General features: G+C 56.6%; 23 protein-coding genes. 10 read left to right on the forward strand and 13 right to left on the reverse strand.

Annotated features, from left to right (window positions below):
- The coding region (locus ACOVRA_RS00230; RefSeq protein WP_421718567.1) for a hypothetical protein at positions 1–196 on the reverse strand (196 nt) is incomplete at its 3' end.
- A gap of 185 nt (positions 197–381) precedes the next feature.
- On the opposite strand from ACOVRA_RS00230, the gene topA reads away from it, so the two are divergent.
- Both topA and rnr read left to right on the forward strand, forming a co-directional pair.
- Complete coding sequence (gene topA, locus ACOVRA_RS00235) at positions 382–3,024, forward strand: type I DNA topoisomerase (protein ID WP_421718568.1); 2,643 nt, start codon at positions 382–384, stop codon at positions 3,022–3,024.
- Positions 3,021–5,354, forward strand: a complete 2,334-nt coding sequence (rnr, locus tag ACOVRA_RS00240) for a ribonuclease R (protein WP_421718569.1) — start codon at positions 3,021–3,023, stop codon at positions 5,352–5,354. Before topA ends, rnr begins: the two co-directional genes overlap by 4 nt.
- Before the next feature lie 3 nt (positions 5,355–5,357).
- On the opposite strand, the gene tatC is transcribed toward rnr, so the two are convergent.
- The 8 genes from tatC to ACOVRA_RS00280 all read right to left on the reverse strand — a co-directional run bounded on the left by tatC (position 5,358) and on the right by ACOVRA_RS00280 (position 11,915).
- Positions 5,358–6,197, reverse strand: a complete 840-nt coding sequence (tatC, locus tag ACOVRA_RS00245; protein WP_421718570.1) for a twin-arginine translocase subunit TatC — start codon at positions 6,195–6,197, stop codon at positions 5,358–5,360.
- Positions 6,194–6,715, reverse strand: a complete 522-nt coding sequence (gene tatB / locus ACOVRA_RS00250; RefSeq protein ID WP_421718571.1) for a Sec-independent protein translocase protein TatB — start codon at positions 6,713–6,715, stop codon at positions 6,194–6,196. Before tatB ends, tatC begins: the two co-directional genes overlap by 4 nt.
- Before the next feature lie 45 nt (positions 6,716–6,760).
- Positions 6,761–6,991, reverse strand: coding sequence for a twin-arginine translocase TatA/TatE family subunit (gene tatA / locus ACOVRA_RS00255; protein WP_313585809.1), 231 nt, complete (start codon positions 6,989–6,991; stop codon positions 6,761–6,763).
- A gap of 154 nt (positions 6,992–7,145) precedes the next feature.
- A complete protein-coding gene (gene scpB / locus ACOVRA_RS00260; RefSeq protein WP_421718587.1) occupies positions 7,146–7,766 on the reverse strand; it encodes an SMC-Scp complex subunit ScpB in 621 nt (206 codons plus the stop codon).
- A 146-nt stretch (positions 7,767–7,912) separates the two neighbouring features.
- Positions 7,913–8,713 (reverse strand): segregation and condensation protein A, encoded by an 801-nt coding sequence (locus ACOVRA_RS00265; RefSeq protein WP_290806375.1) that lies wholly within the window; start codon positions 8,711–8,713, stop codon positions 7,913–7,915.
- Position 8,714: 1 nt separating this feature from the next.
- Entirely contained in the window at positions 8,715–9,773 is a 1,059-nt protein-coding gene (locus tag ACOVRA_RS00270) for a glycoside hydrolase family 3 N-terminal domain-containing protein (protein WP_421718572.1), read from the reverse strand.
- Between the two features lie 23 nt (positions 9,774–9,796).
- On the reverse strand, positions 9,797–10,666 hold the full coding sequence (locus ACOVRA_RS00275) for an SPOR domain-containing protein (RefSeq protein ID WP_421718573.1): 870 nt from the start codon (positions 10,664–10,666) through the stop codon (positions 9,797–9,799).
- Positions 10,667–10,733: 67 nt separating this feature from the next.
- The gene (locus tag ACOVRA_RS00280) at positions 10,734–11,915 is read right to left on the reverse strand and encodes a deoxyguanosinetriphosphate triphosphohydrolase (RefSeq protein WP_421718574.1); all 1,182 of its coding nucleotides are present in this window, start codon (positions 11,913–11,915) and stop codon (positions 10,734–10,736) included.
- A gap of 117 nt (positions 11,916–12,032) precedes the next feature.
- Between ACOVRA_RS00280 and erpA the strand changes: the two genes are divergently transcribed.
- Together erpA and ACOVRA_RS00290 are read left to right on the forward strand one after the other, a co-directional pair.
- Positions 12,033–12,362, forward strand: coding sequence for an iron-sulfur cluster insertion protein ErpA (gene erpA / locus ACOVRA_RS00285; RefSeq protein ID WP_290806388.1), 330 nt, complete (start codon positions 12,033–12,035; stop codon positions 12,360–12,362).
- 80 nt (positions 12,363–12,442) lie between these two features.
- Positions 12,443–13,114 (forward strand): nitroreductase, encoded by a 672-nt coding sequence (locus ACOVRA_RS00290; RefSeq protein WP_290806392.1) that lies wholly within the window; start codon positions 12,443–12,445, stop codon positions 13,112–13,114.
- Between the two features lie 9 nt (positions 13,115–13,123).
- On the opposite strand, the gene ACOVRA_RS00295 is transcribed toward ACOVRA_RS00290, so the two are convergent.
- Positions 13,124–13,495 carry a hypothetical protein gene (locus ACOVRA_RS00295; RefSeq protein WP_421718575.1) on the reverse strand — a complete coding sequence of 124 codons (372 nt, stop codon included), beginning with the start codon at positions 13,493–13,495 and terminating at the stop codon, positions 13,124–13,126.
- 82 nt (positions 13,496–13,577) lie between these two features.
- On the opposite strand from ACOVRA_RS00295, the gene xth reads away from it, so the two are divergent.
- Positions 13,578–14,360: an exodeoxyribonuclease III gene (xth, locus tag ACOVRA_RS00300; RefSeq protein ID WP_421718576.1), complete on the forward strand. Its 783-nt coding sequence runs from the start codon at positions 13,578–13,580 to the stop codon at positions 14,358–14,360.
- A 12-nt stretch (positions 14,361–14,372) separates the two neighbouring features.
- On the opposite strand, the gene ACOVRA_RS00305 is transcribed toward xth, so the two are convergent.
- Positions 14,373–15,251, reverse strand: coding sequence for a hypothetical protein (locus ACOVRA_RS00305; RefSeq protein ID WP_421718577.1), 879 nt, complete (start codon positions 15,249–15,251; stop codon positions 14,373–14,375).
- Positions 15,252–15,471: 220 nt separating this feature from the next.
- Here ACOVRA_RS00305 and trmFO point away from each other — a divergent pair, with 220 nt between their 5' ends.
- The 3 genes from trmFO (at position 15,472) to ACOVRA_RS00320 (ending at position 18,678) form a co-directional block, all read left to right on the forward strand.
- A complete protein-coding gene (trmFO, locus tag ACOVRA_RS00310; RefSeq protein WP_421718579.1) occupies positions 15,472–16,854 on the forward strand; it encodes a methylenetetrahydrofolate--tRNA-(uracil(54)-C(5))-methyltransferase (FADH(2)-oxidizing) TrmFO in 1,383 nt (460 codons plus the stop codon).
- Positions 16,851–17,822, forward strand: a complete 972-nt coding sequence (locus ACOVRA_RS00315; protein WP_421718581.1) for an endonuclease/exonuclease/phosphatase family protein — start codon at positions 16,851–16,853, stop codon at positions 17,820–17,822. The genes trmFO and ACOVRA_RS00315 overlap by 4 nt, the downstream gene beginning before the upstream one ends.
- An 82-nt stretch (positions 17,823–17,904) precedes the next feature.
- Entirely contained in the window at positions 17,905–18,678 is a 774-nt protein-coding gene (locus ACOVRA_RS00320) for an enoyl-CoA hydratase (protein WP_421718582.1), read from the forward strand.
- On the opposite strand, the gene ACOVRA_RS00325 is transcribed toward ACOVRA_RS00320, so the two are convergent.
- A complete protein-coding gene (locus ACOVRA_RS00325; protein ID WP_421718583.1) occupies positions 18,675–19,706 on the reverse strand; it encodes a serine hydrolase domain-containing protein in 1,032 nt (343 codons plus the stop codon). The two genes, ACOVRA_RS00320 and ACOVRA_RS00325, sit on opposite strands and share 4 nt — an antisense overlap.
- A 43-nt stretch (positions 19,707–19,749) precedes the next feature.
- Complete coding sequence (locus ACOVRA_RS00330; RefSeq protein WP_421718584.1) at positions 19,750–20,238, reverse strand: HPP family protein; 489 nt, start codon at positions 20,236–20,238, stop codon at positions 19,750–19,752.
- Between the two features lie 383 nt (positions 20,239–20,621).
- Here ACOVRA_RS00330 and ACOVRA_RS00335 point away from each other — a divergent pair, with 383 nt between their 5' ends.
- On the forward strand, positions 20,622–21,863 hold the full coding sequence (locus ACOVRA_RS00335; RefSeq protein WP_421718585.1) for a vWA domain-containing protein: 1,242 nt from the start codon (positions 20,622–20,624) through the stop codon (positions 21,861–21,863).
- An 89-nt stretch (positions 21,864–21,952) separates the two neighbouring features.
- Positions 21,953–22,247: hypothetical protein (locus tag ACOVRA_RS00340; RefSeq protein WP_421718586.1), on the forward strand; the 295-nt coding region annotated here is incomplete at its 3' end.

Genomic DNA, 22,247 nt, shown 5'->3' on the forward strand with positions numbered 1-22,247 from the left:
CCAGTTTGACCAGTCGGTCGCGCTCTTTGGCACGGCGTGCCTCAGACGCTGCCGCGCGTAAGCAAGCCGCCACACCCTCCAAGTCGTGATCCTCACTCAATTGTTCGAGTTCCAGAACGAGATTTCGAATGAAGTCAGCCACCGCCAAACGGTCTGCGGGAGATTCGGGTGTGACTGGCGTAGATGCGGCGGGCATGGCTCACCCTATAATGGCTTGTGTTGCGTGAATATATTTTTAGTTGTACCACGCAAGGGTCACACGTCAAGATGCATTACACTTAGTTTTGCGGAAACCCATTGACATTAAGCCCGTTGCGAACCCACTTCCGCCCGTGAGGTTCTGCATTTGCAGGGGCCCTTTCTAAGTCTGATAAGCCAAACATGCATCTCGTTGTCGTTGAATCACCCGCTAAGGCTAAAACCATCAACAAATATTTGGGGGCCAATTATGATGTGGTCGCCAGCTTTGGTCATGTGCGCGATCTTCCCTCAAAAGATGGCTCCGTCCGCCCGGATGATGATTTCGCGATGGTGTGGGAAGCGGACAGCAAGGGTGCTGCGCGCATTCGCGACATTGCAGAACGGGTTAAAAAAGCCGATAGCCTCATCCTCGCCACCGACCCGGATCGCGAAGGCGAAGCGATTTCCTGGCATTTGCTGGAAGCGCTGAAATCGCGCAAAGTCCTAAAGGACAAAGCCGTTTCGCGGGTTACTTTTAATGCGATCACTAAGGACTCGGTATTGGCCGCCATGGCCAATCCACGCCAGATTGATCAGGAACTGGTCGATGCCTATTTGGCGCGCCGCGCGCTAGATTACCTCGTCGGCTTTAATCTCTCCCCGGTCCTCTGGCGGAAGTTACCGGGCTCGCGTTCGGCTGGTCGGGTTCAATCGGTTGCCCTGCGCTTGGTTGTTGAGCGCGAGATGGAGATTGAGCGCTTTAAGGCGCGCGAATATTGGACAGTTTCTGCCCAAGCCAAAGCCCAAATTGGGGCCGCGTTTGAGGCCCGCCTCGTCAGCCTCGACGGCAAGAAACTCGACAAGTTTGATCTGCCAGATGCCGCATCTGCGGAAGCGGCAAAAGCTGCGACGATGGCAGGTAGCTACACTGTCGCGAGCCTCGAAGCCAAGCCACTCAAGCGCTCACCCGCACCGCCCTTCACCACCTCCACCCTGCAACAGGAAGCCAGCCGCAAGTTGGGCTTTAATGCCCAGCGGACGATGCAAGTGGCGCAAAAGCTCTATGAGGGTGTCGATATTGGTGGCGAGACTGTCGGTCTCATTACCTATATGCGAACCGATGGCGTCGCGATGGATCAATCTGCGATCATGCAATGTCGCGCCGTGATTGGCGAGAGATTTGGGAGCGAGTATGTTCCCGAAAAACCGCGTTATTACAGCTCGAAAGCCAAGAATGCTCAAGAAGCACATGAAGCGATCCGGCCAACCGACCCCAATCGTCATCCGTCTAAAATGCGGCTCGAAGCCGATATGGCCAAGCTCTATGATTTGATCTGGAAGCGCGCCATCGCTAGCCAAATGGAGCAAGCCATTGTCGAGCGCACGACAATTGATTTGGTCGATGCCAATGGTCGTGCTGGCCTTCGGGCAACCGGGCAAGTCATCTTGTTCGATGGCTTTTTCGCGCTCTATCAAGAGGGTCGCGATGATGAAGAAGATGAAGACAGCCGCCGTCTGCCCAATTTGAAGGCAGGCGATTCAGTAGTGGCGACGGACATTGCCGCAACCCAACATTTCACCGAGCCGCCACCGCGCTATTCGGAAGCGACCTTGGTCAAGAAGATGGAAGAGTTGGGCATAGGCCGCCCCTCCACCTATGCGTCGGTTCTTACCGTGCTGCGCGACCGTGCATATGTCCATATGGACAAGAACCGCTTCATTCCAGACGACAAAGGCCGTCTGGTTACGGCGTTTTTGGAAAATTTCTTTGCCAAATATGTCGAATATGACTTTACCGCAGACCTCGAACAGCGCCTCGATCTGGTGTCTTCGGGCGATCTGGGTTGGCGCATCCTGTTGCGTGAGTTTTGGGAAGACTTCTCCAAGGCGATCGCCGATACGGGCGACTTGCGGACGTCCCAAGTGCTCGACGCGATCAATGACTCGCTCGGCCCCCACATCTTCCCCGATAAGGGCGATGGATCAGACCCCCGCGCCTGCCCATCCTGTGCGGATGGTCGCGTCTCGCTCAAGACCAGTAAGTTCGGCGCTTTCATCGGCTGCTCCAACTATCCCGAATGCCGCTATACGCGCCAATTGACCGTGCCGTCTGGAGATTCCCCAGAAGCCGGCGGTGACCGCAATTTGGGTTCTGATCCTGAAACCGGTCTAGACGTCTGGCTCAAGGCAGGTCGCTTTGGCCCCTATGTTCAGTTGGGAGATGGTGAGAAGCCAAAGCGCTCTTCCCTGCCCAAGGGTTGGTCGGCGGCGGAACTCGAGCTCGAGCGCGCGCTTCGTCTATTATCCTTGCCGCGTACCGTGGGTGCCCACCCAGAAGATGGCGAGCCCATCGTTGCCAATCTGGGTCGCTTTGGCCCTTATGTGCAGCATGGCAAAACCTATGCGAATGTCGGCACGATTGAAGATGTGTTTGAGATTGGCTTGAACCGAGCAGTCACCGTTCTGGCAGAAAAGCTGGCAGGCGGCGGACGGCCCCAGCGCACGGCGGCTGCAGCCTTGCAAGAATTTCCTGCTCCGGCTGAAGGCGGTCCTGTGATCAAAGTGATGGCAGGCCGGTATGGCCCCTATGTCACCGACGGCACAACCAACGCGACCCTGCCCAAAGGCCAAGACCCTGCAGCGATCACGCGCGAAGCTGCTGTCGCCCTGATTGAAGCGCGAGTTGCAATGGTCGGGGTTGGCAAGAAAAAGCCTGCTAAAAAGGCCAGCTCTGCCAAATCCGCCGCCAAGCCTACAGCCAAGAAAGCTGCCACAGCCAAAAAGCCTGCGGCGAAGAAAGCCCCGGCTAAAAAACCTGCGGCCAAAAAGGCAACTGGTGCATGAAGACGAAGGGTCGTGGCAACGGCCAAAAAGGCAAGCCACCGAAAAAGACGGTGACGCGCCCAGCCTTGGGTGTGCCAGACAAAGCCACATTGCTGGCCTTTTTGAACGAAGCCAAGACAGCCATTGGCCCGCGTGAGATCGCCATTGCTTTTGGCATCAAAGGGGATGAGCGCCGCGCCTTGAAAGCAGCCTTGCGTGAACTGGCCGATGAGGGCGCGATTGCCAAAACCGGTCGCAAGGAAGTTGCCAGCCGCACCGTGCCGCCTGAGGGCGGCATGTTCCAACTGATCGAGATCGACAGCCAAGGCGATCTGATGGCGCGCGCTCTCGGCCGCGAAGATGAGCTTTATGGACCGCTGGTACGCCTTGCCAGCACGCGCGCGCAAGTCCGTCATGAAGGCCCGCCTCCGGGCGTTGGTGATCGCTTCATCGGCAAGACCCGTCAGACCCATGAGGGCGAGTATGAGGTCCAGATCATCAAGCGCCTCGGGCGGGTGATCGAACGCGTATTTGGCGTCTTTATGGCGGCCGATGTGCGCCCCGGCCAAGCCGGTTCTAGCGGTGGCAGACTTGTCCCAGCGGACAAGAAGCAACGCCACGAATTGATGATCTTGCCAGAGCATGCCAAAGGCGCGCGCAATGGCGATCTGGTTGCGGCGCGCTTATTACCCCATCGCGGCTACGGCCCAAAGAAGGCGGAAATCATTGAGATTTTCGGCAATAACAAAAATCCAAAAGCGGCCTCCATTCTGGCGATTGCCGCCCACGCAATTCCGATGGGCTTTACCGCTGAAGAGGAAGAAGAGGCCCAAGCCGCAGGGCCCGCCCCTTTGGGCAAGCGCGAAGATTTGCGCCACATTCCCTTAGTCACCATCGACCCAGATGATGCGCGCGACCATGATGATGCGGTCTATGCGGAAGCCTTGCCGGGCGGTGGCCATAAGATATTGGTCGCCATTGCCGACGTCGCCCATTATGTAACGCCGGGCTCTGCCTTGGATGAAGGTGCGCTGATGCGCGGCAATTCGGTCTATTTCCCTGACCGGGTTGTCCCCATGCTGCCAGAGCGTTTGTCAGCCGACCTATGCTCACTGATGGATGGCGTTGAGCGGCCGTGCTTGGCACTCGAGATTAAGATTGATGCCGGCGGCCACAAGCAGAGCCACCGCTTCTTGCGCGGCCTGATGAAGAGTGCCGCCAGCCTCACCTATACCCAAGCGCAAATGGCCATTGACGGCATGCCAGACGCGATGACAGCCCCCTTGCTCGACACGGTGCTGCGGCCGCTTTGGGCCGCCTATCGCGCGCTGGAAAAAGCACGCGATCAGCGCGAGCCGTTAGAGATCAACAGCCCTGAGCGCAAAATCATCCTGTCGCCGGAAGGCAAAGTTCTTTCGATTGGGCTGCGCGAGCGCTTTGATGCCCACCGCCTGATTGAGGAGATGATGATCCTCTCCAATGTGTGTGCGGCAGAGACTTTGGAGGACAAGCGTTCGCCTCTGATCTACCGCGTCCATGATCAGCCGAGCGAAACCAAGCTGGCCGCTTTGGGTGATTTTCTGGCGACCGTGAACATGAAATGGGCCAAGGGCCAACCGCCCAGCCCTGCCCGCTTCAATCGGGTGTTGGAATTGGCCGCGCCGACCGAGCATGCCGAAATGATCAATGAGATCGTCCTTCGCACGCAAGCTCAAGCGATTTATGATACCGATAATCTGGGACACTTCGGCCTGAACCTGCGCAAATATGCGCACTTCACCTCGCCCATTCGCCGCTATGCCGACTTGATCGTCCACCGCGCACTGATCAGTGCTTTGGGCTTTGGCGAGGATGGCCTGAAGAAAACAAGCCCAGACCAACTCAAAAAAGTCGCCGAAGCCATTACCGCTACCGAGCGGCGCGGCATGGCCGCCGAGCGCGAAGCCACCGACCGCTATGTAGCAGCCTTCTTGTCAGAGCGGGTTGGCGCAACATTTGAAGCGCGCATCACCAGCGTCAACCGGTTTGGCGTCTTTGTGCGACTAGAAGAGACCGGCGGCGATGGGCTGGTGCCTGTCATGCGCTTAGGCAGCGAATATTTCCATCATGACGAAGCTGGCCACGCCCTGATTGGCGCAGAAACCGGCGACCGCTGGGTATTAGGTGCGAAGGTGCGCGTGCGCCTCTTAGAAGCAACTCCTGTCTCAGGCGGGCTGTTGTTTGAGATTGTGAGCCAGCCAAAAGTTGGGCCTGTGCCCGGTCGTCGCGCGCTTCGAGGCCCTGTGCGCGGGACAACGCCCATGCGCAAGACCGGTGGTCCACCGCGCGGTGTGACGCGTCGAAAGCGCTAGATTTTAGCTGGGTGTGGCATCCTTAGGGTCGCCCATTTTCACCAAGAATGCGCCGATATAATACAGGATGATCAAAGGAACAGCCAAAGAGAATTGGCTGATCACGTCGGGTGGCGTCACCACTGCCGCGACCACAAAGATCCCGAAGATCGCATAGCGCCCATTCTCAAGCCACGTCTGCCCATCCACGATGCCCGCGCGGCCCAATAGGACTTGCACCACCGGCAATTGAAAGCACGCGCCGAAACCGAGGATCAAGGTGGTGATCATGCCAACATATTCAGAAATCTTGCCTTGATAGACGACACCTACGCCGCCCGTGGCTGGCGCAAGTTCTTGGCGCAGCGAGAATTGCATCACCATCGGCATCACGACGAAATAAGCCATCGCCGCGCCCATGATGAAGAGAACCGGTGCCATAATCAAAAACGGCGTAAACGCACGCTTCTCATGGCTATAAAGGCCCGGTGCAACAAAGCGATAGAGCTGGAAGGAGATCATGGGGAAGGCAAGACAAAAGCCGCCAAACATCGCCACTTTGATCTGCGTGATAAAGGCTTCCAGCGGGGCAGTATAAATAAGACCCATGCCGGACTTCAGCGCCGCAGCCCCTTTTACCGCGATCACGGCATTCTCATAGGGCAAAAGCAACCAAGCCAGCAGGATATGCCAAATCGCAAAGCAAATGAAAAAGCCGATGGCAATAGAGCCAACGCTCCACAGCAAGCGGTCACGCAACTCCACCAAATGTTCCATCAAGGGCGCGCGGGTCGCCTCAATCGCCTCTTCATCGGGCGTCAGCGGCGGATCAACTGGGTCTTTGTGCGGGATAAGGTCGGTCACGCCACTTCAGCTCCAGATGCTTTTGAAGCGCGCGGTGCGCGTGCCCGTTTGGGTTTGGCAGCGACTTCAGCTTCTGCAGCGATCTCAGGGGCTACAAGTGCTTCAACCCTCGGCTTGCGCGTGCGCTTTGGCTTGGCTTCGGGTGCGGACTCGATGGGGGCAGCGAGCACTTCCATCACCGGGGCTTGATCCGTCACATGATGGTGGTGGTCCGACCCATAAGGGGTGACGGGAGCATAGGGATCAATGCCTGTTTCAAACGGCTTGGTCAGCTCATCTTTGATGTCTTGCAATGGATTATTGTTGCGCAGCGCTTCGACTTCTTTACGCAACTCATCCAATTCGGCTTGTCGGGCCATTTCGTCAAAATTCGCACGGAAATCCGCCGCCATACCGCGCAGACGTGCGGTCCACTGGCCAGCTTTACGCATAAGCAGCGGCAATTCTTTCGGACCGACCACCATCAAGGCGATGATGCCGATGACGACCAGCTCCTGAAAGCCGATGGAATCAAACATGCGTGAGGACTCCTGACCTCAAAATTGTAGAGGTCGAAGACCGAATTACGCTTCGGTCTTAGACTTAGCCGAAGGGCTCACGTCAATTGTATTGCTATCATTGACTTTGGCTGCTTCAGAAGCCGCAGCGGTGGGTTCATCGGCCAAGCCCTTGCGGAAGCCTTTGATGCCCTCTGCGGCGTCTTTCATGATGGAGGACAGTTTACCGCGTCCACCGAACACCAGCAATGCTACGGCTGCAACGACCAACCAGTGCATCAGACTCATACCGCCCATTTTATTCTCCGTTTCGTTGATCGGCCCTGACCACAAGGCTGCTCAGATGCACATAATCTACCAAGGTCCCGCTTGCCAGTCACTTCCTGCAAGCTCTCAGACAAACGTGATAGCAAAGAGAGATTACTAGACGCCTATCAAAGCGGAAATTACCTCAAGGTTCAAAGAAGTCTTGTGTGAAAGCGATGTCATCGCCATCCAATGCCTCATAGCTGCTATCATCGTCGCCATCTTGGGCAGAAATGGGGCGGGGCACTTCAAAATCAGGTGGCAAGCGGGCATCGAGCAGCCCTTGCGCTTGCAAATCGGCTTTGCCAGGCAAATCCTCGAGGGTGGCGAGGTTAAAGTGGGCCAAAAACTCGCGCGTGGTGCGATAGGTCAAAGGCTTGCCGGGGGATTGTCGGCGTGCCCCTGCCCGTACCCAGCCGATTTCCATCAACAGGTCTAAGGTGCCGCGCCCGACGCCGACACCGCGCACTTCTTCGATGTCAGAGCGCGTGCACGGTTGGTGATAGGCGATGATAGCCAAGGTTTCGAGGGCCGCCTTAGAGAGCTTGCGCGGCTCTTCACGCCGTTCTTCCATCAAGAAGGCCAAATCCGGTGCCGTCTGGAACCGCCAGCCGCCTGCCACTTCAACCAAAATGACCCCGCGGCCGACATAGCGCCGCTTTAAGCGTGCGAGCGCGCCGCCAACATCGGCTCCTTCTGGCAGGCGCGCGGCAATTGCCGAAGCCCGCACGGGCTCAGCACTCGCAAACAACAGCGCCTCAACCATCCGGTCGACATCGGGTGCTGGATCGACGGACAAGTCGGCCCGGTCCACCAGATCAAGGTCTGGCTTGGCACGCGCCAAGCTGCGCACAGCGGCGGCGATCGCCTCCGGCGAGGTACGGTCGTCGGTGTTATCGTCTTCCGATTCCGTCACACCAAAGTCTCCGGCCCAGCCTTCACATAAAGCGGCGCATAATGTTCCAATTGCCGCACGGCAAGCTTGCCCTGTTTGGCAAGTTCAAGGCTGGCTGCCAAGAGGCTGGCATAGCGAGACGCTGCGCTGGGGGGCTCTTTCGCAAATGTCGTCACAGGCGGCGCAAACTCGCCCAAAGCCTGCCAGTCTTTTGCGCGCGGCATCAAGCGCTCTAGCCGCTTGCGCGCATCATCCAGCGAATAGACTGGCCAAGCCTTTACTTCATGCTTGGTCTCCACCCCGCGCACGCGCTGATCTGCATAAGCGCGCAAAAGGTCGAGGATGGTGGCTTCCCACAAAGGGATTTCGGTGACGGCGGTCTCTTCCGGCGCGCCGCGTGTGTAGAAGTCCAAATCCTGCTGCGGGCGCTGATAGAGCGCTTCCGCGGACGCGCGCATGGCATCGAGGCGCGCCAACCGCCACGCCAAATGCGCGGCGATATCTTCAACGGGTTCCTCACCCGCCGGACGCTCTTTACGCGGCAGCAGAAGGCGGGATTTCAAATAGGCCAACCAAGACGCCATGACTAAATAATCAGCGGCCAGATCAATCCGAGCTGAACGCGCGGCGGCGACAAATTCCAGATATTGCTCCGCCAATTTCAGGATGGACAGGCGACGTAAATCCACCTTCTGATCGCGGGCCAAGCGCAAGAGAACATGCAACGGGCCTTCATAGCCGTCGAGATCAACACTAAAGGCAATGTCGCTTTCACCGACTCCGCGCAGGGCGGCTTCCAGGACGTCATCACTTGCCATCTTAGGCCCACGCCTTTCGGGTAGGATCGGGCGAGATGGACAAGGTCATGGCCCGCTCCCATCCCGTCAATTCTGTAAAGCGCGCCCAGAGTTGATCGGGATCTAGAGCGACAGCGGGTTTTGGCGCATAGGCTTCCGCGCGCATTGCCCTAGTTAAACTTGGCCCAGAAAGCACCGGGCACATCTGAAGAAAGGCATCGCGTTCCTCCAGCGTGCCGTGACAGCGCATGGCGATATCAATGCCGGCGTCAAACACACGCGTGGCTTTGACCGCATCGGGTTGGCCGAGGGCCTTCATGGTCAAATCATCGGTCATCAACAGGCCGTCAAACCCCATGGCCTCGCGGATCCAATGCTTTACCACATTCGCGGACTGGCTGGCTGGCGCGACGGGATCGAGGGCCTCAAACACAACATGGCCGATCATGCCCATGGGGGCAGACTGATTGGTTCGGAAAGGCAGCAGGTCCTGTTCCAATACCTCTTTGGAAGCCGCAATTCGGGGCAAAGCCTCATGGCTGTCCAGTGCGGCACGCCCTTGCCCCGGCATATGCTTGAGAACGCCAGCAACGCCCGATGCTTGAAGGCCCGCTAGGCCAGCACGACCGAGTTCTGCCACGCATGCAGGGTCGGCAGACAAGGCTCTATCGCCGATGGCGCTGCTTGCACCCTCCAGACGCAAATCTAGGCAGGGCGCGCAATTGGCATCAATTCCGACGTCGGTCAGCATGTGGCCCATGATCTGATGATGGAGATTGCAAGCCTCCAAAGCATTTGCAGGATTGTCCTGCCACAGCCTGCCGTAAAAGGATAAGGCAGGCAGGCGCGGCCAGACAGGCGGGGCTAAACGCTGGACCCGTCCACCTTCTTGATCAATGAAAATCAGACAGGCCCGCCCGACGCTGTCGCGCAAGTCTTCGCACAGCGCTCGGATCTGTGCCGGGGTCTCACAGGATCGACCAAACAGGATGAACGCCCACGGGTCGCGCGCAGCAAACAAGCGCCGCTCTTGCACGGTCAGGACCGGCCCTGCCACATCAATGACGCAGGCGACAGACATGCTAGGGTCGCCCGATCCTCATCTTAACGCGAAGCTGGAATGCACTGGGCACCCGCGCTGCGAGCTTTACCGCAGAAGACTTCCACTTCCGACCGGCTTTCAAAGCCCGTCGCGCGGATCCGGTACCAAGTGCCCTTAGCACCAAGGTCCGCGGCCACAATTGACACGGGGCCAGACAGACCGGAGGCGCGGAACCGGGCCAAAGCCGTGTCGGCCGATGCCTTATCCTTAAACGAACCCAATTGTGCGGCGAAACCCGCTGAAGCAGCCGAAGCTGGCACGGGAACCGCCTTTGGCGCCGCAGGGGCAGGTGCTTTTGTAGGGGCAGGAACAGGTGTTGCGGCCTTTGACACAACCGGCGCTGGCTTAGGTGCCGGCGCAGGCGTTGCTGGCTTGACAGCAGGTGTCGTGGCGGCAGGCTTGGTCGTAGCAGCTGCCACCTGGCGCGGCGGGGGCGTTGTAGCTGGTGCCGGGGCCGGAACTGGGGCTGGTGCAACTGCAGCCGGCGCAGCGCTGCCATCCGTCAACATCGGCGCTTCTGCGGGGCTGGTTGGCTGAACATCAAGCGCTGGGGCCGAAGCGCCGCTGGCAGCGTCAAACACGCCCTTGTCCAGATCAGAGCCAACAATTGGGGCGCTCGCCGCTGGGTCACCCGGCGCTTTGAACGATCCGCTGTCCGCTGCAACTTGCGGGGTATCGCCGGGCTCGCGGCTTGAGTAATAGACTTGCCAGAAAACGACGCCGATCAAAGCCAGCACAGCGACGATGCCAACAATGATTAGGGGGCCACGACTACGGTCTTCTTCCTCTTCGCGCGCGTCAAAGGTCAAGAAACCATCATCTTGATCATCAGTGTCGTAATCGTCAAAGGAATCACGATCCCGGTTGGCCATGCGAATCTACTCCAGACATAAAAGAAAGTTTCTTGTAACTCTCAATTAAGTCGGCGCCAGCCCCTTGTTACAAGGTGCGATCCAGATTGAAGAGCCTGCGATGCTCATCAATGGCAAAATCATCAGTCATTCCAGCGATGTAATCACAAACAAGCCGCGCTGCCTTCGTGGAATCTTTGCTGTGGAGATGCAACCAAACAGGCGGCAATGTATCGGGTTCGGCCAGAAAAACGTCGAATAATTCGCGAACGATTCGCCTTGCTTGGCTGCGGGAGCGATTCATCCGCCAATGACGATACATTTTTGCGTAGAGAAATTCGCGTAAAGTAGCGGCCTTCGCGATCATCTCGTCGGAGAACCCAACCAAGGCTTGCGGCAAAGCACGCACTTCATCGGCCGATTGGGGATTGTAGAGTGCAATTCTTCGCTGGCTTTCCACCACGAGGTCATTCACCCAGACCCCGATTAGGCGACGAATGACTTCCCCGCGCATCCGACCCAGATCAAGATTGGGATAGTCTCGGGCTGCGGCATCATAGACTTCTCGTACCAAGGGCACGCTGTCACACAATTCCGCGTCGCTAAAAATGTCACCACTGAGAGCATCATCGATATCATGATTATTGTAAGCAATATCATCGGCGACCGCCGCAACTTGTGCTTCGGCAGAAGCAAAAGTCGTTAGACCCATATCGAATTCGGCATTGAGGTCCTGCCAAACTGGGGCCAAACTTTCGACCCCTGCCCCGTTCGCCAACATCGGGCCATTGTGTTTCACGGTGCCTTCCAAGGTCTCCCAAGTCAGGTTTAGGCCGTCAAACCCTGGATAACGTCGCTCCAGCCGGGTGAGCACTCGCAAAGTCTGAGCATTGTGATCAAATCCACCCCAAGGCTTCATACAATCATCCAGCGCATGTTCGCCTGTGTGTCCGAACGGTGGATGGCCCAAATCATGCGCCAAGGCGCAGGCTTCTGCCAAATCTTCGTTCAGCCCAAGCCGGCGCGACACAGAGCGCGCGATCTGCGCGACTTCGAGCGAATGGGTCAGGCGCGTGCGGAAATGATCCCCTTCATGGGCCACAAACACTTGTGTCTTGCCCTTCAATCGACGGAAGGCGGTCGAATGAATGATCCGATCGCGGTCGCGCTCAAAAGGTGAGCGCGTCTGGCTTTCCGCTTCTGGCCAACGTCTGCCGCGCGACTGGGCAGGATCAGCGGCAAAAGGCGCTGGGCGAGTTAGGACAGGCATCAGGGTCTTCCTCAAAACAAGTTTCTCCCCCATATAGGGATAAAGTTGACGGAAAAGAAAACAGCTTGGCTTTCAAGCTGCCTTTTTGCGCCCTTAAACGAAGATAGGCTTATGCTCATGCAGTCAGGTTTTTCTGTTTCAGACGCCGCCGCAGTGAAAATTGGACACCTGATTGCCACCGAACCAGGGGCGGCATTGTTTCGGGTAGCCGTCAATGGCGGTGGTTGTTCTGGCTTTCAATATGAGTTTGGCTTTGCCGAAAGCGCTGGCGAGGATGACATCATTATCGAAAAGGGTGCAGCCAAAGTGGCTGTCGACCAAGTCTCGCTGCCCTTTTTGGAAGGTGCTGAAATTGACTGGGTCGATGATTTGATTGGATCGTCCTTCAAAATCCGCAATCCCAACGCAAAATCATCCTGTGGCTGTGGCGTTAGTTTTTCGGTCTAGAGAAGTTATCGGCGCTTGACTTGCTCTGAAGCGGCGTTTGGCCTTAGTCTCAGAAAAAACACCAGCTCAGGAATAAAGCCATGAATGTCGAAACTGCTGTTAAGCAACGCAAATCTGTGCGCGCCTTTAAGCCAGACCCTGTGCCTTTAGAAGAAGTTCGTGCCCTGTTGGACATTGCCCGCGCGGCACCGTCTGGCGGCAATCTTCAACCTTGGAAGATGATTGTCCTTGCCGGGGAAGAGCGCGACGCAATTGTGACCTTGGCGCAAAAAGCACTTAATGAAAATCCGCGCGGCGAAGCTGGCGAGTTCCCGATTTATCCGGCCGAAGTCAAAGAACCCCACCGCTCTCGCCGTTACAAGGTTGGGGAAGACATGTACCAAATCCTTGGCATCCCGCGTGAAGACAAGTTGGGGCGGCTAGGCCAAATGTCGCGCAATTATCAGTTCTTTGGTGCGCCAGTAGCCATCTTCTTTGTGATCGACAGATCCATGGGCCACGGCCAATGGGCCCATATGGGCATGTTGATGCAGACTATTTGCTTGGTCGCCGAAGAGCGTGGCCTTGCCACTTGCATGCAAGAAGCCTGGGGCATGGTGCGCCAAAGCCTGGCCGCCCATTTTGGCTTGCCTGACAATGAAGTGATCTATTGTGGCTTGGCGCTGGGCTATGAAGACAAGGACGCGCCGATCAACCAGTTGCGGACCGAGCGCGCACCTCTCGACGAGATTGCCGTGTTCAAAGGCTTCTAAAGCGAAAGCTTAGTTGCTGCTAAAGACAGCGCCGCCCTTATCCGTCGTGTTCTTCAGTTGGTCTTGAAAGCCACGGGAGATGCGACGCCATTCGTCAGCCGTCCGGCAGGTGCGCGTGGACTTAAGGCGCGTCCCTAGAATGGCTTCCTGCTTACAGACCATACGAGCTCCGCGCCGCTTTGGCTTGGCGGCAGGCGCTTGTGCCTCGGCCGTATCGGGCGCCATTGCGGCAGTTCCAGTCGGTTGGCTGGTTGCCGACGGTGCTGTTTGCACAGGTGCCTGGGCCAAGGCCGCCCCGGCACACGCGAGCCCACCAACAATAGCGATCAAACCGGCGACCAAATAGGACGGCGCGCGCGGAGCAGAATTGGAGCGTGTCATGCAGGAACCTCTAATCGGGACTATCAAACTGGTCGAAATCACGTAAACCATAGTACGGATTTCGAGATTTAGGACGAGACTAATGCGCATCGCGACTTTTAATGTCAACTCTGTCAACGCGCGGCTACCAAACCTGTTGGAATGGCTGGCTGAGGCCAGTCCGGATGTTGTTTGCATTCAGGAAATCAAGTGCGAAGAGCCGAAGTTTCCGCGCGAAGCGATTGAGGATGCAGGTTACAATTGCTTCATTTCCGGGCAAAAGAGCTATAATGGCGTCGCTATACTGACCCGATTGCCCGCAGAAGTGGCACAAAACCGCCTGCCGGGCGAAGAAGAAGATCTTCAAGCGCGCTATCTGGAAGTTGAAGTCGCGACCCCCACGGGTGCCGTGCGGATCGCAAATCTCTATTGCCCGAATGGCAATCCCTTAGGCACCGAGAAGTTTGACTATAAGCTGCGCTGGATGGACAGGCTTCAAAACCATGTCAAAGGCTTATTAGAGCTGGAAGAGCCTCTGGTTTTGGCGGGTGATTGGAACATCATCCCACGGCCCGGTGATTGCTATGATCCGGCTGCTTGGATGGGCGATGCCCTGTTTCAGCCCGAGAGCCGCGCCGCTTGGCGACGGCTATTAAATCTGGGCCTGACCGACGCCTTTATGGCCGTGAATGGGGCCGAGCATGCCTACACATTCTGGGACTATCAGGCCGGGGCTTGGCCTAAGGATCACGGCATAAGGATCGATCATTTCGCCATCAGCCCACAGGCGGCAGACCGTCTGAAGGAAGTCAAAATCTGGCGCATGGCACGGGCGCGCGAGAAGGCGTCAGACCATGTGCCCGTTACGGCAGACTTCGACTTCTAAGCGAGGCGGTTGTTAAAGAGCCGTTTTAGGCGGTGGCAGGTCACCTCGGCTTTGGTGCCAAGCATAGGCCCCGATGCATAAGAAGCCCAAGTTCAGAACCCCAGTGACCATGCCATAAAACAGAATGTAAAAGGCCCAGCCCGCAGTCGCAAATTCCTGCGCGGATGCAGGTAGGCCCGAACCTACCTTTGTTCCCAAGGCTAAAGCACCAATGGTCGCAAGTCCTTGGACGATGGTACCTATAATGACCGTAACAACCACCCACAGCAAATAAGCACCAAAATAGCGCCAGAATTTGCCGTTGGTTTGTTCAAAGGATTCTCTAAGTCCCAACTTGCCCGTTACAACGCCCATCACGCCAAATTGGCTCAACCGCAAGCCAAGCCAAGCCAACGCAGCAATCGATGCAAGGATTGCAAGACTTCCCAGCGCCATGTGGATCGTGGCGATCAGGCTGGTGATAAACCCGATCACAAAAGCCGCGACAAAAATCACGGCGACAAAAGCCAAAGTCGCCATAAGAAAGCGTCCTTCAATGGGTCCAGCCTGAAGGCCCCAGAAGCCCTCCTCACGATCATGTAGGGTTTTGCGTAAGGCCATCCCGGTCAAGAAAGCGCTCAAAATGGCACTCATCAGCAACGAAAAGAATAGCGATGGCATCGCGGGGCCAAGAATGGCCTGCACCTGCTCCATGGTTGGCATTTGTTCCGACTGCAAGAGCGCCGCATAACGTTGCAGCGCCTCACCCGCCCCCGTACTCGCCATGATGAACATGTAAATTGCCATGACCCCGGCTGACAGCATGGCATAGCGCATCACAAACTGGGGTTGGCGCTTCACCAATTCAAATACCGAAAAGGCTGCTTCGGAAGGGGAAAAAGTCTTGGTCATCTATATTCCTCAAATGGGGTACGCTGCACCGATCCGCTCGATAGCCATCTGTCCTGCGCGCTTTCCCCTTCGGCTATATCCGGTTGCGGTGCAAGAGGGGGAATCAAACATGTTTGATCGACAATCTTGATCACCGACCTGACAGGAAAGACAGTATTGGGCTGTGGCGACTGAGCCCGCCCCCTCCCCTCAAGGCCTTGGCTGCGCTATTTGACAGACCATGACTCAGGTAAAACCCATACATATTATCGGCGGCGGCCTTGCGGGCAGTGAGGCAGCTTGGCAGATCAGCCGCGCAGGCGTGCCCGTTGTCCTTCATGAGATGCGCCCAATCCGTAAGACCGATGCCCACAATACCGATGGTCTTGCAGAGCTTGTTTGCTCCAATTCATTCCGTTCTGATGATTGGGAATTCAATGCGGTTGGCTTGATACATGCGGAAATGCGCCGGGCTGGCTCGCTGATCATGGCCTGTGCCGATGCCCATAAAGTGCCGGCAGGTTCTGCTTTGGCCGTTGACCGCGATGGGTTCTCAGCTGCGGTGACAGAAGCTCTGTCCCGAGAGCCGCTGATCACAATCGTACGTGAAGAAGTAACCGAGCTGCCGCCGGAAACCTGGGAAAGCACCATTATCGCGACAGGGCCTTTGACCTCTGACCTTTTGGCGCAGGCGGTACAATCAGTCACGGGCGAGGACGAACTGGCCTTCTTTGATGCCATCGCGCCCATCGTCCACCGCGAGAGCATCAATTTCGACATTGCCTGGTTCCAAAGTCGCTGGGACAAAGTAGGTCCTGAGGGTGACGGGGCCGATTACATCAATTGCCCGATGAATAAAGAAGAATATGAAGCCTTCATCGATGCTTTGCTGGCTGGCGAAAAGACCAGCTTCAAAGAGTGGGAAAACACGCCCTATTTCGAAGGTTGTTTGCCGATCGAAGTGATGGCAGAGCGTGGACGCGAGACATTGCGCTTTGGCCCGATGAAACCGGTCGGCCTCGTTGATCCGCGGACTGGGAAAAGACCTTGGGCCGTCGTGCAATTGCGCCAAGACAATGCCCTAGGCACATTGTTCAACATGGTCGGCTTTCAAACAAAGCTGAAACATGGTGCGCAGTCCGATGTTATCCGTATGATCCCGGGCCTTGAACAAGCCCAGTTTGCGCGCCTAGGCGGCATTCACCGCAATACCTTCCTCAATTCACCGAAATTGCTGGATGAAAGCCTGCGCCTCAAGTCGCGACCCGACATTCGCTTCGCGGGACAGATTACGGGCTGTGAAGGCTATGTCGAAAGCGCCGCGATTGGCCTGTTGGCTGGCCGGTTTGCACGGGCAGAGCGTCTGGGCGATACCCCGAGCATTCCCCCGATCACAACGGCTTTGGGCGCACTGCTGAACCATGTCACCGGCGGGCACGTGGATGGTGGCAAGGGCAGCTTTCAACCGATGAATGTCAATTTTGGCCTGTTCCCCGAATTGAGCGAAGATGCGGGCGGGAAAGGCAAAGAACGCGGTCGGTTGCGCAAAAAGGCTTTGGCCGTTCGCGCTTTGGCTGATCTCGAAACTTGGCTAGACCCCACGGAAAAAGAGCGGGCTGCTTGACCATTCTCGCTTGGATTGTTCGCCTAGCTCTTGGGCTTGTCGGATTGGCCACTTTGGGCCTGTGCGGGCTTGCCTTGGCGGCCCCCTTTCACTGGATCCTGGCGCTGTTCGGCGCTTGGGACAGACTGATCCTCGTCTTTGGATTGGTCGGACTGACTGCCTTTTGGCTGGGCAAATGGCGAGTTTTGGCAGTCTTGCAAGGTGTTGCTGTCCTGGCGCTCTTATTTTTTAATGTGCGCGTGCCGACACTCTACCCGCCGCTCTCCCCGCAACAGGGTGACGCCACGCGCGAGATGGTTTTGGCTTGGGCGAATATCCACGACAATCGTCTAGCCCTAAAAAGTCTCTCGCTGATCCCAGAGGTCAAAAAGGCCAAAGTCATTGGTCTGGGTGAAGTGCCTGCTTACAGCAATTTGCAAGCCCTGTTCCCGTCCGCCCAACATTTGGAATTAGCATCGCCCTCAAAGGAAACTTGGGGCGTCGAGACTTTGGGCTGTCGTGTGGTCAGGCCAAATGGCGAGTTGGCGGTCTGGGCTGGTCGCAATTTTGGTCTTAAGGCACGCTGCGACGGATTCACCCTTTTCGTCTTGCATTTGCAGAACCCGACACGCGGACGAGGCCAAGGACTGACCGTGCGGAATCTGGAACTGCAGGTGCTCGCCGCCGCGGTCGCGAAAGAGCCCGGACCCGTTCTTGTCATGGGCGATTTCAACACCACGCCAAGTGCCCTACCCTTCTATCAGCTCCTTAAAACCGCCAATCTCAAACGGGTTGCCTGCGGCGGCCCAGTTGCCGGGACATGGCGGCCAATTGACTGGAGCGGGACAGCGTTTGACAAAATTCCTGGCCTGAAGGTTACGATCGACCATATTCTGGTGCGCGACATTGAGGTGCGGGCCTGCGAAGTTGGCTCAGATGTGGGTTCCGATCATTTCCCGCTGATCGTCACAATCACCGAACCAAATTAAGCAGATGCCATTGCCTTTTCTAAGCGGTGCTGAAACAAAGCCCGCCTAACCAGTTGACGCCTACCCGCTTGAAGGAAATTCCATGACCCTGACCGTTGAACGTCAAGATTCTATCGCCATTGTGACCTTGAACCGGCCAGAGGCCATGAATGCGATGTCAAAGGCCATGCGTCTGGCGCTGTATGACGCTATCACGGACTTGAATCAGGACGAGACCATCCGGGTGATTGTTTTGACCGGAGCTGGACGCGCCTTTACCGCTGGCCTTGATCTAAAAGAATTATCGACCGACCCACTCGCCATGGGCGATGCCACCGCTGAAAAGCCAGAAGCCAATCCTGTTCGCGCGATTGAGACCAGCGCCAAGCCCGTTATTGGTGCAATCAATGGGGTGGCCATTACGGGTGGCTTTGAAGTTGCCTTGGCCTGCGATGTCTTGATCGCTTCAACTGGCGCGCGCTTTGCCGACACACATGGACGAGTCGGCATTATGCCTGGCTGGGGCTTATCGCAAAAACTGTCGCGCTTGATCGGGATTTATCGCGCAAAAGAACTCTCTCTCACGGGCAACTTCCTAGATGCTGAAACTGCGGAGCGTTGGGGCTTGGTCAATCGGGTTGTCAGTCCAGAAGACTTGATGCCCAGCGCAATGAAGCTCGCCGCCGATATGGCGACCATGCCCGCCCACGCCCAGCAAGAATACAAGAAGCTGATCAATGATGGTTTCGCCATGACTTTTGGCGCTGGCCTGCAGCATGAAACCGCCTTTTCGACCGAGCGCAATAACCAAGTCACGCCCGATAAGGTCGCCGCCAATCGTGAAGCGGTCCAAGCCCGGGGCCGTGGTCAGGCTTAAGCGCCTAGCAAAAGGCTTAAGAACGTCTGGTCAGACCAATCGCCAGCGCCACGGCGCAGGCCCTCGAGAATGCCGTCTGCTTGGCGAACAATGACCATGTCCTGATCCGGCAACAAATAGAGGCGCTGATTGCCAGCCCCCGCTGCCATATAAAGCTTGCCAAGACCGGAAAGCGATACCGCTTCACTGGCCACGCCAGACCGGGGCCCCGGCCCAATCATGCCCGGACGCGGCATCCACCACGTCAAACCATAGCCGGGATTGGCCTTGCTGGCTTCAAAATTGGCCCGCAGCGCGACAGGGTCGACCAAAGCCTTTCCTTGATGCACACCGCCGGCCAAAACAAATTGGCCAAACTTCGCCCAGTCGCGGGCGGTGATCGCCGCCCCAGAGGGTAAGTGCGGCATACCATCACTGCCCCGCTGCCATCGGATGGGTCGGATCCCGAGAGGGTCCAGCAGTCGACGGGTCAAATAAGCCAGAGGGTCTGCATCACCTGTCTTGGCAGCAATTAGTTTGCGCCGAACCAATTCTCCAAAGATTTGGAAGGGCACCGGGCCGTATGAAAACTGGGTGCCAGTGCCCTTGTTTGACGTTGCGGTGACGGCCTCTGCATAGGTTGGAACATTGCCAAAATTGCGACCACCTTTGCCATCAATGCCGCTAACCAAGTGCAGCAAGTCGGTCACACGAATGGCAGACCGGTACCGATCCGACCAAAACTCCCGCAGCGTGTCTGCGCAATATTCATCAAGCTTCAACAGGCCATCTTGCACCAAGGCCGCGGCCATGACGCCTGAAAAACTCTTGGTGCCGCTGGCCAATTCCCAGCCTTTGAAGCGCTTGCCTTGGCCTTGGTAATCTTCAAACAGGACCTGCCCGCGCTGCATCACGAGGAAGGAGATCCCACGTCGTGCGGTCGAATAGGCTCTTGCTGCCTCAAAGCGCGTTTGAGCAAAGGCAGGAACTGCCGTCACAGCGGATAGGCCGATCAGGGCAGTACGGCGGGAAAGAAGCATCTGGTTCATATTTGCTGAAACGACGAAGGCATTGCATTCCGTCGCAGGCGCATCAAATGTCTGGCTTTAACCGAGCTTTTGGTTCTGTCAGCCAGAGATAAAGTTGCCCCAGAACAACCAAGATAATGGTTGATGCCGCTAAGGTCGCCAGAAAGGCCACAGGCTCTGGGTGGCTGATCCCTATTACCAAAGGCAATGCCCCTGCTGGCGCATGCAGAACATCGAAAAGCACCATCGCAAAGATGGCAAGGCCCACGGCTAGTCCGATCGCCCAAGGGGTTGCGCCCAACACCCCCAAGACTCCCAACCCGATGGCGGCCGAGATCAAACTGCCACCAATAACAGCGCGTGCCCGTGCGAGCGGGCTTTTAGGCACCATCCATACTAAGGTCGCGGACGCGCCCAAGGGTGCGATAAGGTATGGAAAGAAGCCTACATGTTTCAGACTTGCAATCAATGCAATGGCAATGCCAGCACCGAGAGCTGGCTTCCACGGTTGCGAAGTCAGTCGGTTTTGAAGTCGTGAAGTTAGGTTTTGCATGAAGGCTGTCTTTCAGAAAACGATGGACTTTCCCACTGGCCGCCCCTGAAATCTGTTGAAGATAATGCAGTAAAAGCGACTTTTTTGGCGCTATAGTTAATGGAAACAGTCAGTTACAACCCAGATTTTTCTAACGATTGGTAACCCTATTGCGGTTGAGCGGACGGTTCGGCTTAAGGCACTGAAAACAGGAACAATTCAAAGCACACTCAATCAGTAGTTAGAAATTTTGCCTACATAATTACTTGGATTTATTTCGCAAATACTTGCAAGTAATTTAAATTGACCTATTGCTTTATCACTCGATTAACCAGTCATACTTCCAAAAAATTCAGAAAATGCCCCTAACCCGGGTCGTGTGGTTACGAGTTAGGGTTAAAATTATGCGTCCGTTAGGGCTGCTTCGGCAAAAACTGATGATGTGGGGGACGCGGCTCAAGACCGAGCGCGGCACCATTGCGCTGAGTTTTGCATTATCTGCCACCGCTCTTTTGCTTGTGGGCGTAGGCTCAATTCAACTCGCCATGATCTCCAGCGGCAAAGCCAAATATCAATCCGCCGCCGATACCGCCGCTTTGGCAGCGATTGCGCCGACGACCGAAGACGCGAAAATGGCAGAAGTGGCCGAAAAGACGTTTCTGGCCAATTTGAATTCAAACGAGCGTGCAGCAGTCGCGAGCTTTAACGTCACAACCGAAACGGGACGGGTGCGGAGCGCCCTGATTAGCTATACAGCCAATCAAGCCTCGATGGCCCCGGGGCTGATCGGCGGCGCTTATACCCCGATTACGGGTACAGCACGGGCGCGCAAAGCCGATTACCGTTATGTCGACGTGGATCTGTGGCTCGACGGCTCAGCCTCCATGGGGGTAGCGGCAGATGAAGCTGGGCGCGACAAGTTGCGTCTCTTGTCAAAGAACGACCCAGAACACAAAAATTGCGCCTTCGCCTGCCATATCGAAACCAAGTTGAAGGAAAGCAACCTTTATTCAACGTCAGAACAGCGCGCCCATGCCAATGGCGTCAAGCTGCGCCATGACATCATGAAGGAGAGCGTTCAAATCCTGATTGATGAGTTATACGATGCCTATCCACGCGGATTGCGAGCACGATATGGCGTAGCGCGCATGGCGGCGAGTTGGGAGCGGCAGCTTTCTTTTACGTCTGACATGCAAAAGGCGCGCGATTTTGTTGGCACGTTCCAACTGAAACCGGGCTGGAGCTCATCTCGCCTCACCCCGGCATTACAGACTGGCAAAAACACCCTGTCCTCAGGTGCTGGCGATGGCTCACAAGCCAAGCCTGAGAAATTCATCATCATCGTGACCGATGGTATGCAGTTTGACTGGAACGCCATTACGCCAGGACCTGTCGGGTCAACCGCCTGCCAAGAATTGAAAGCGCGCGGTTTCCGAGTTGGCGTTGTGCAGTTGAAATATGTCCGACTGGATGGCGATGGAGCTTTCGACTATTGGGTGAAGCCGGTTTATGACCAAATCACCCCAGCTCTCCAAGCTTGTGCTTCGGCTGGTTATTATTTCCATGCTGACAATCCAGACGAAGTTCGCGCTGCCTTCCGGCAGTTGGCGAAGACGCTCGAAGAATCCCTGCGCCTGACTGAATAGGTCAGCGCAGGCCCTAGTGGCCGACCATCCCAGATTAAGTCACAGCCTTGTGGGTTTCTTGTGATAGCGGATCAGGGCACACAGCGGGCATGAAACTTATCCCCGCCCTTCTGCTCACCGCCGCCCTCGCCCTTAGTGCCTGTGGCCAAGCCCCCAATGAAGCCGCCGCGACGGTGAAAGAGCTCAAAAGCTCTGCCGTTAGTGTTGCGGGCGATGCTGCCAAAGCAGTCGGCGAGGTCCTCGATACCAAGCTCGTGTGTCAGCTGGCCGGCCAGTCAGAGAGCTTTTGTGGCTGCTTACAAACCGAACTTGGCCCAAAACTGAAGGCCGAGCATATTGATGCGGTGACGGCGATTGTGAAAACCTCGATCGATGGCTCCATCC

Origin of the sequence: Aquidulcibacter sp. (assembly GCF_049239865.1) — a bacterium.
Lineage (GTDB): Bacteria > Pseudomonadota > Alphaproteobacteria > Caulobacterales > Aquidulcibacteraceae > Aquidulcibacter.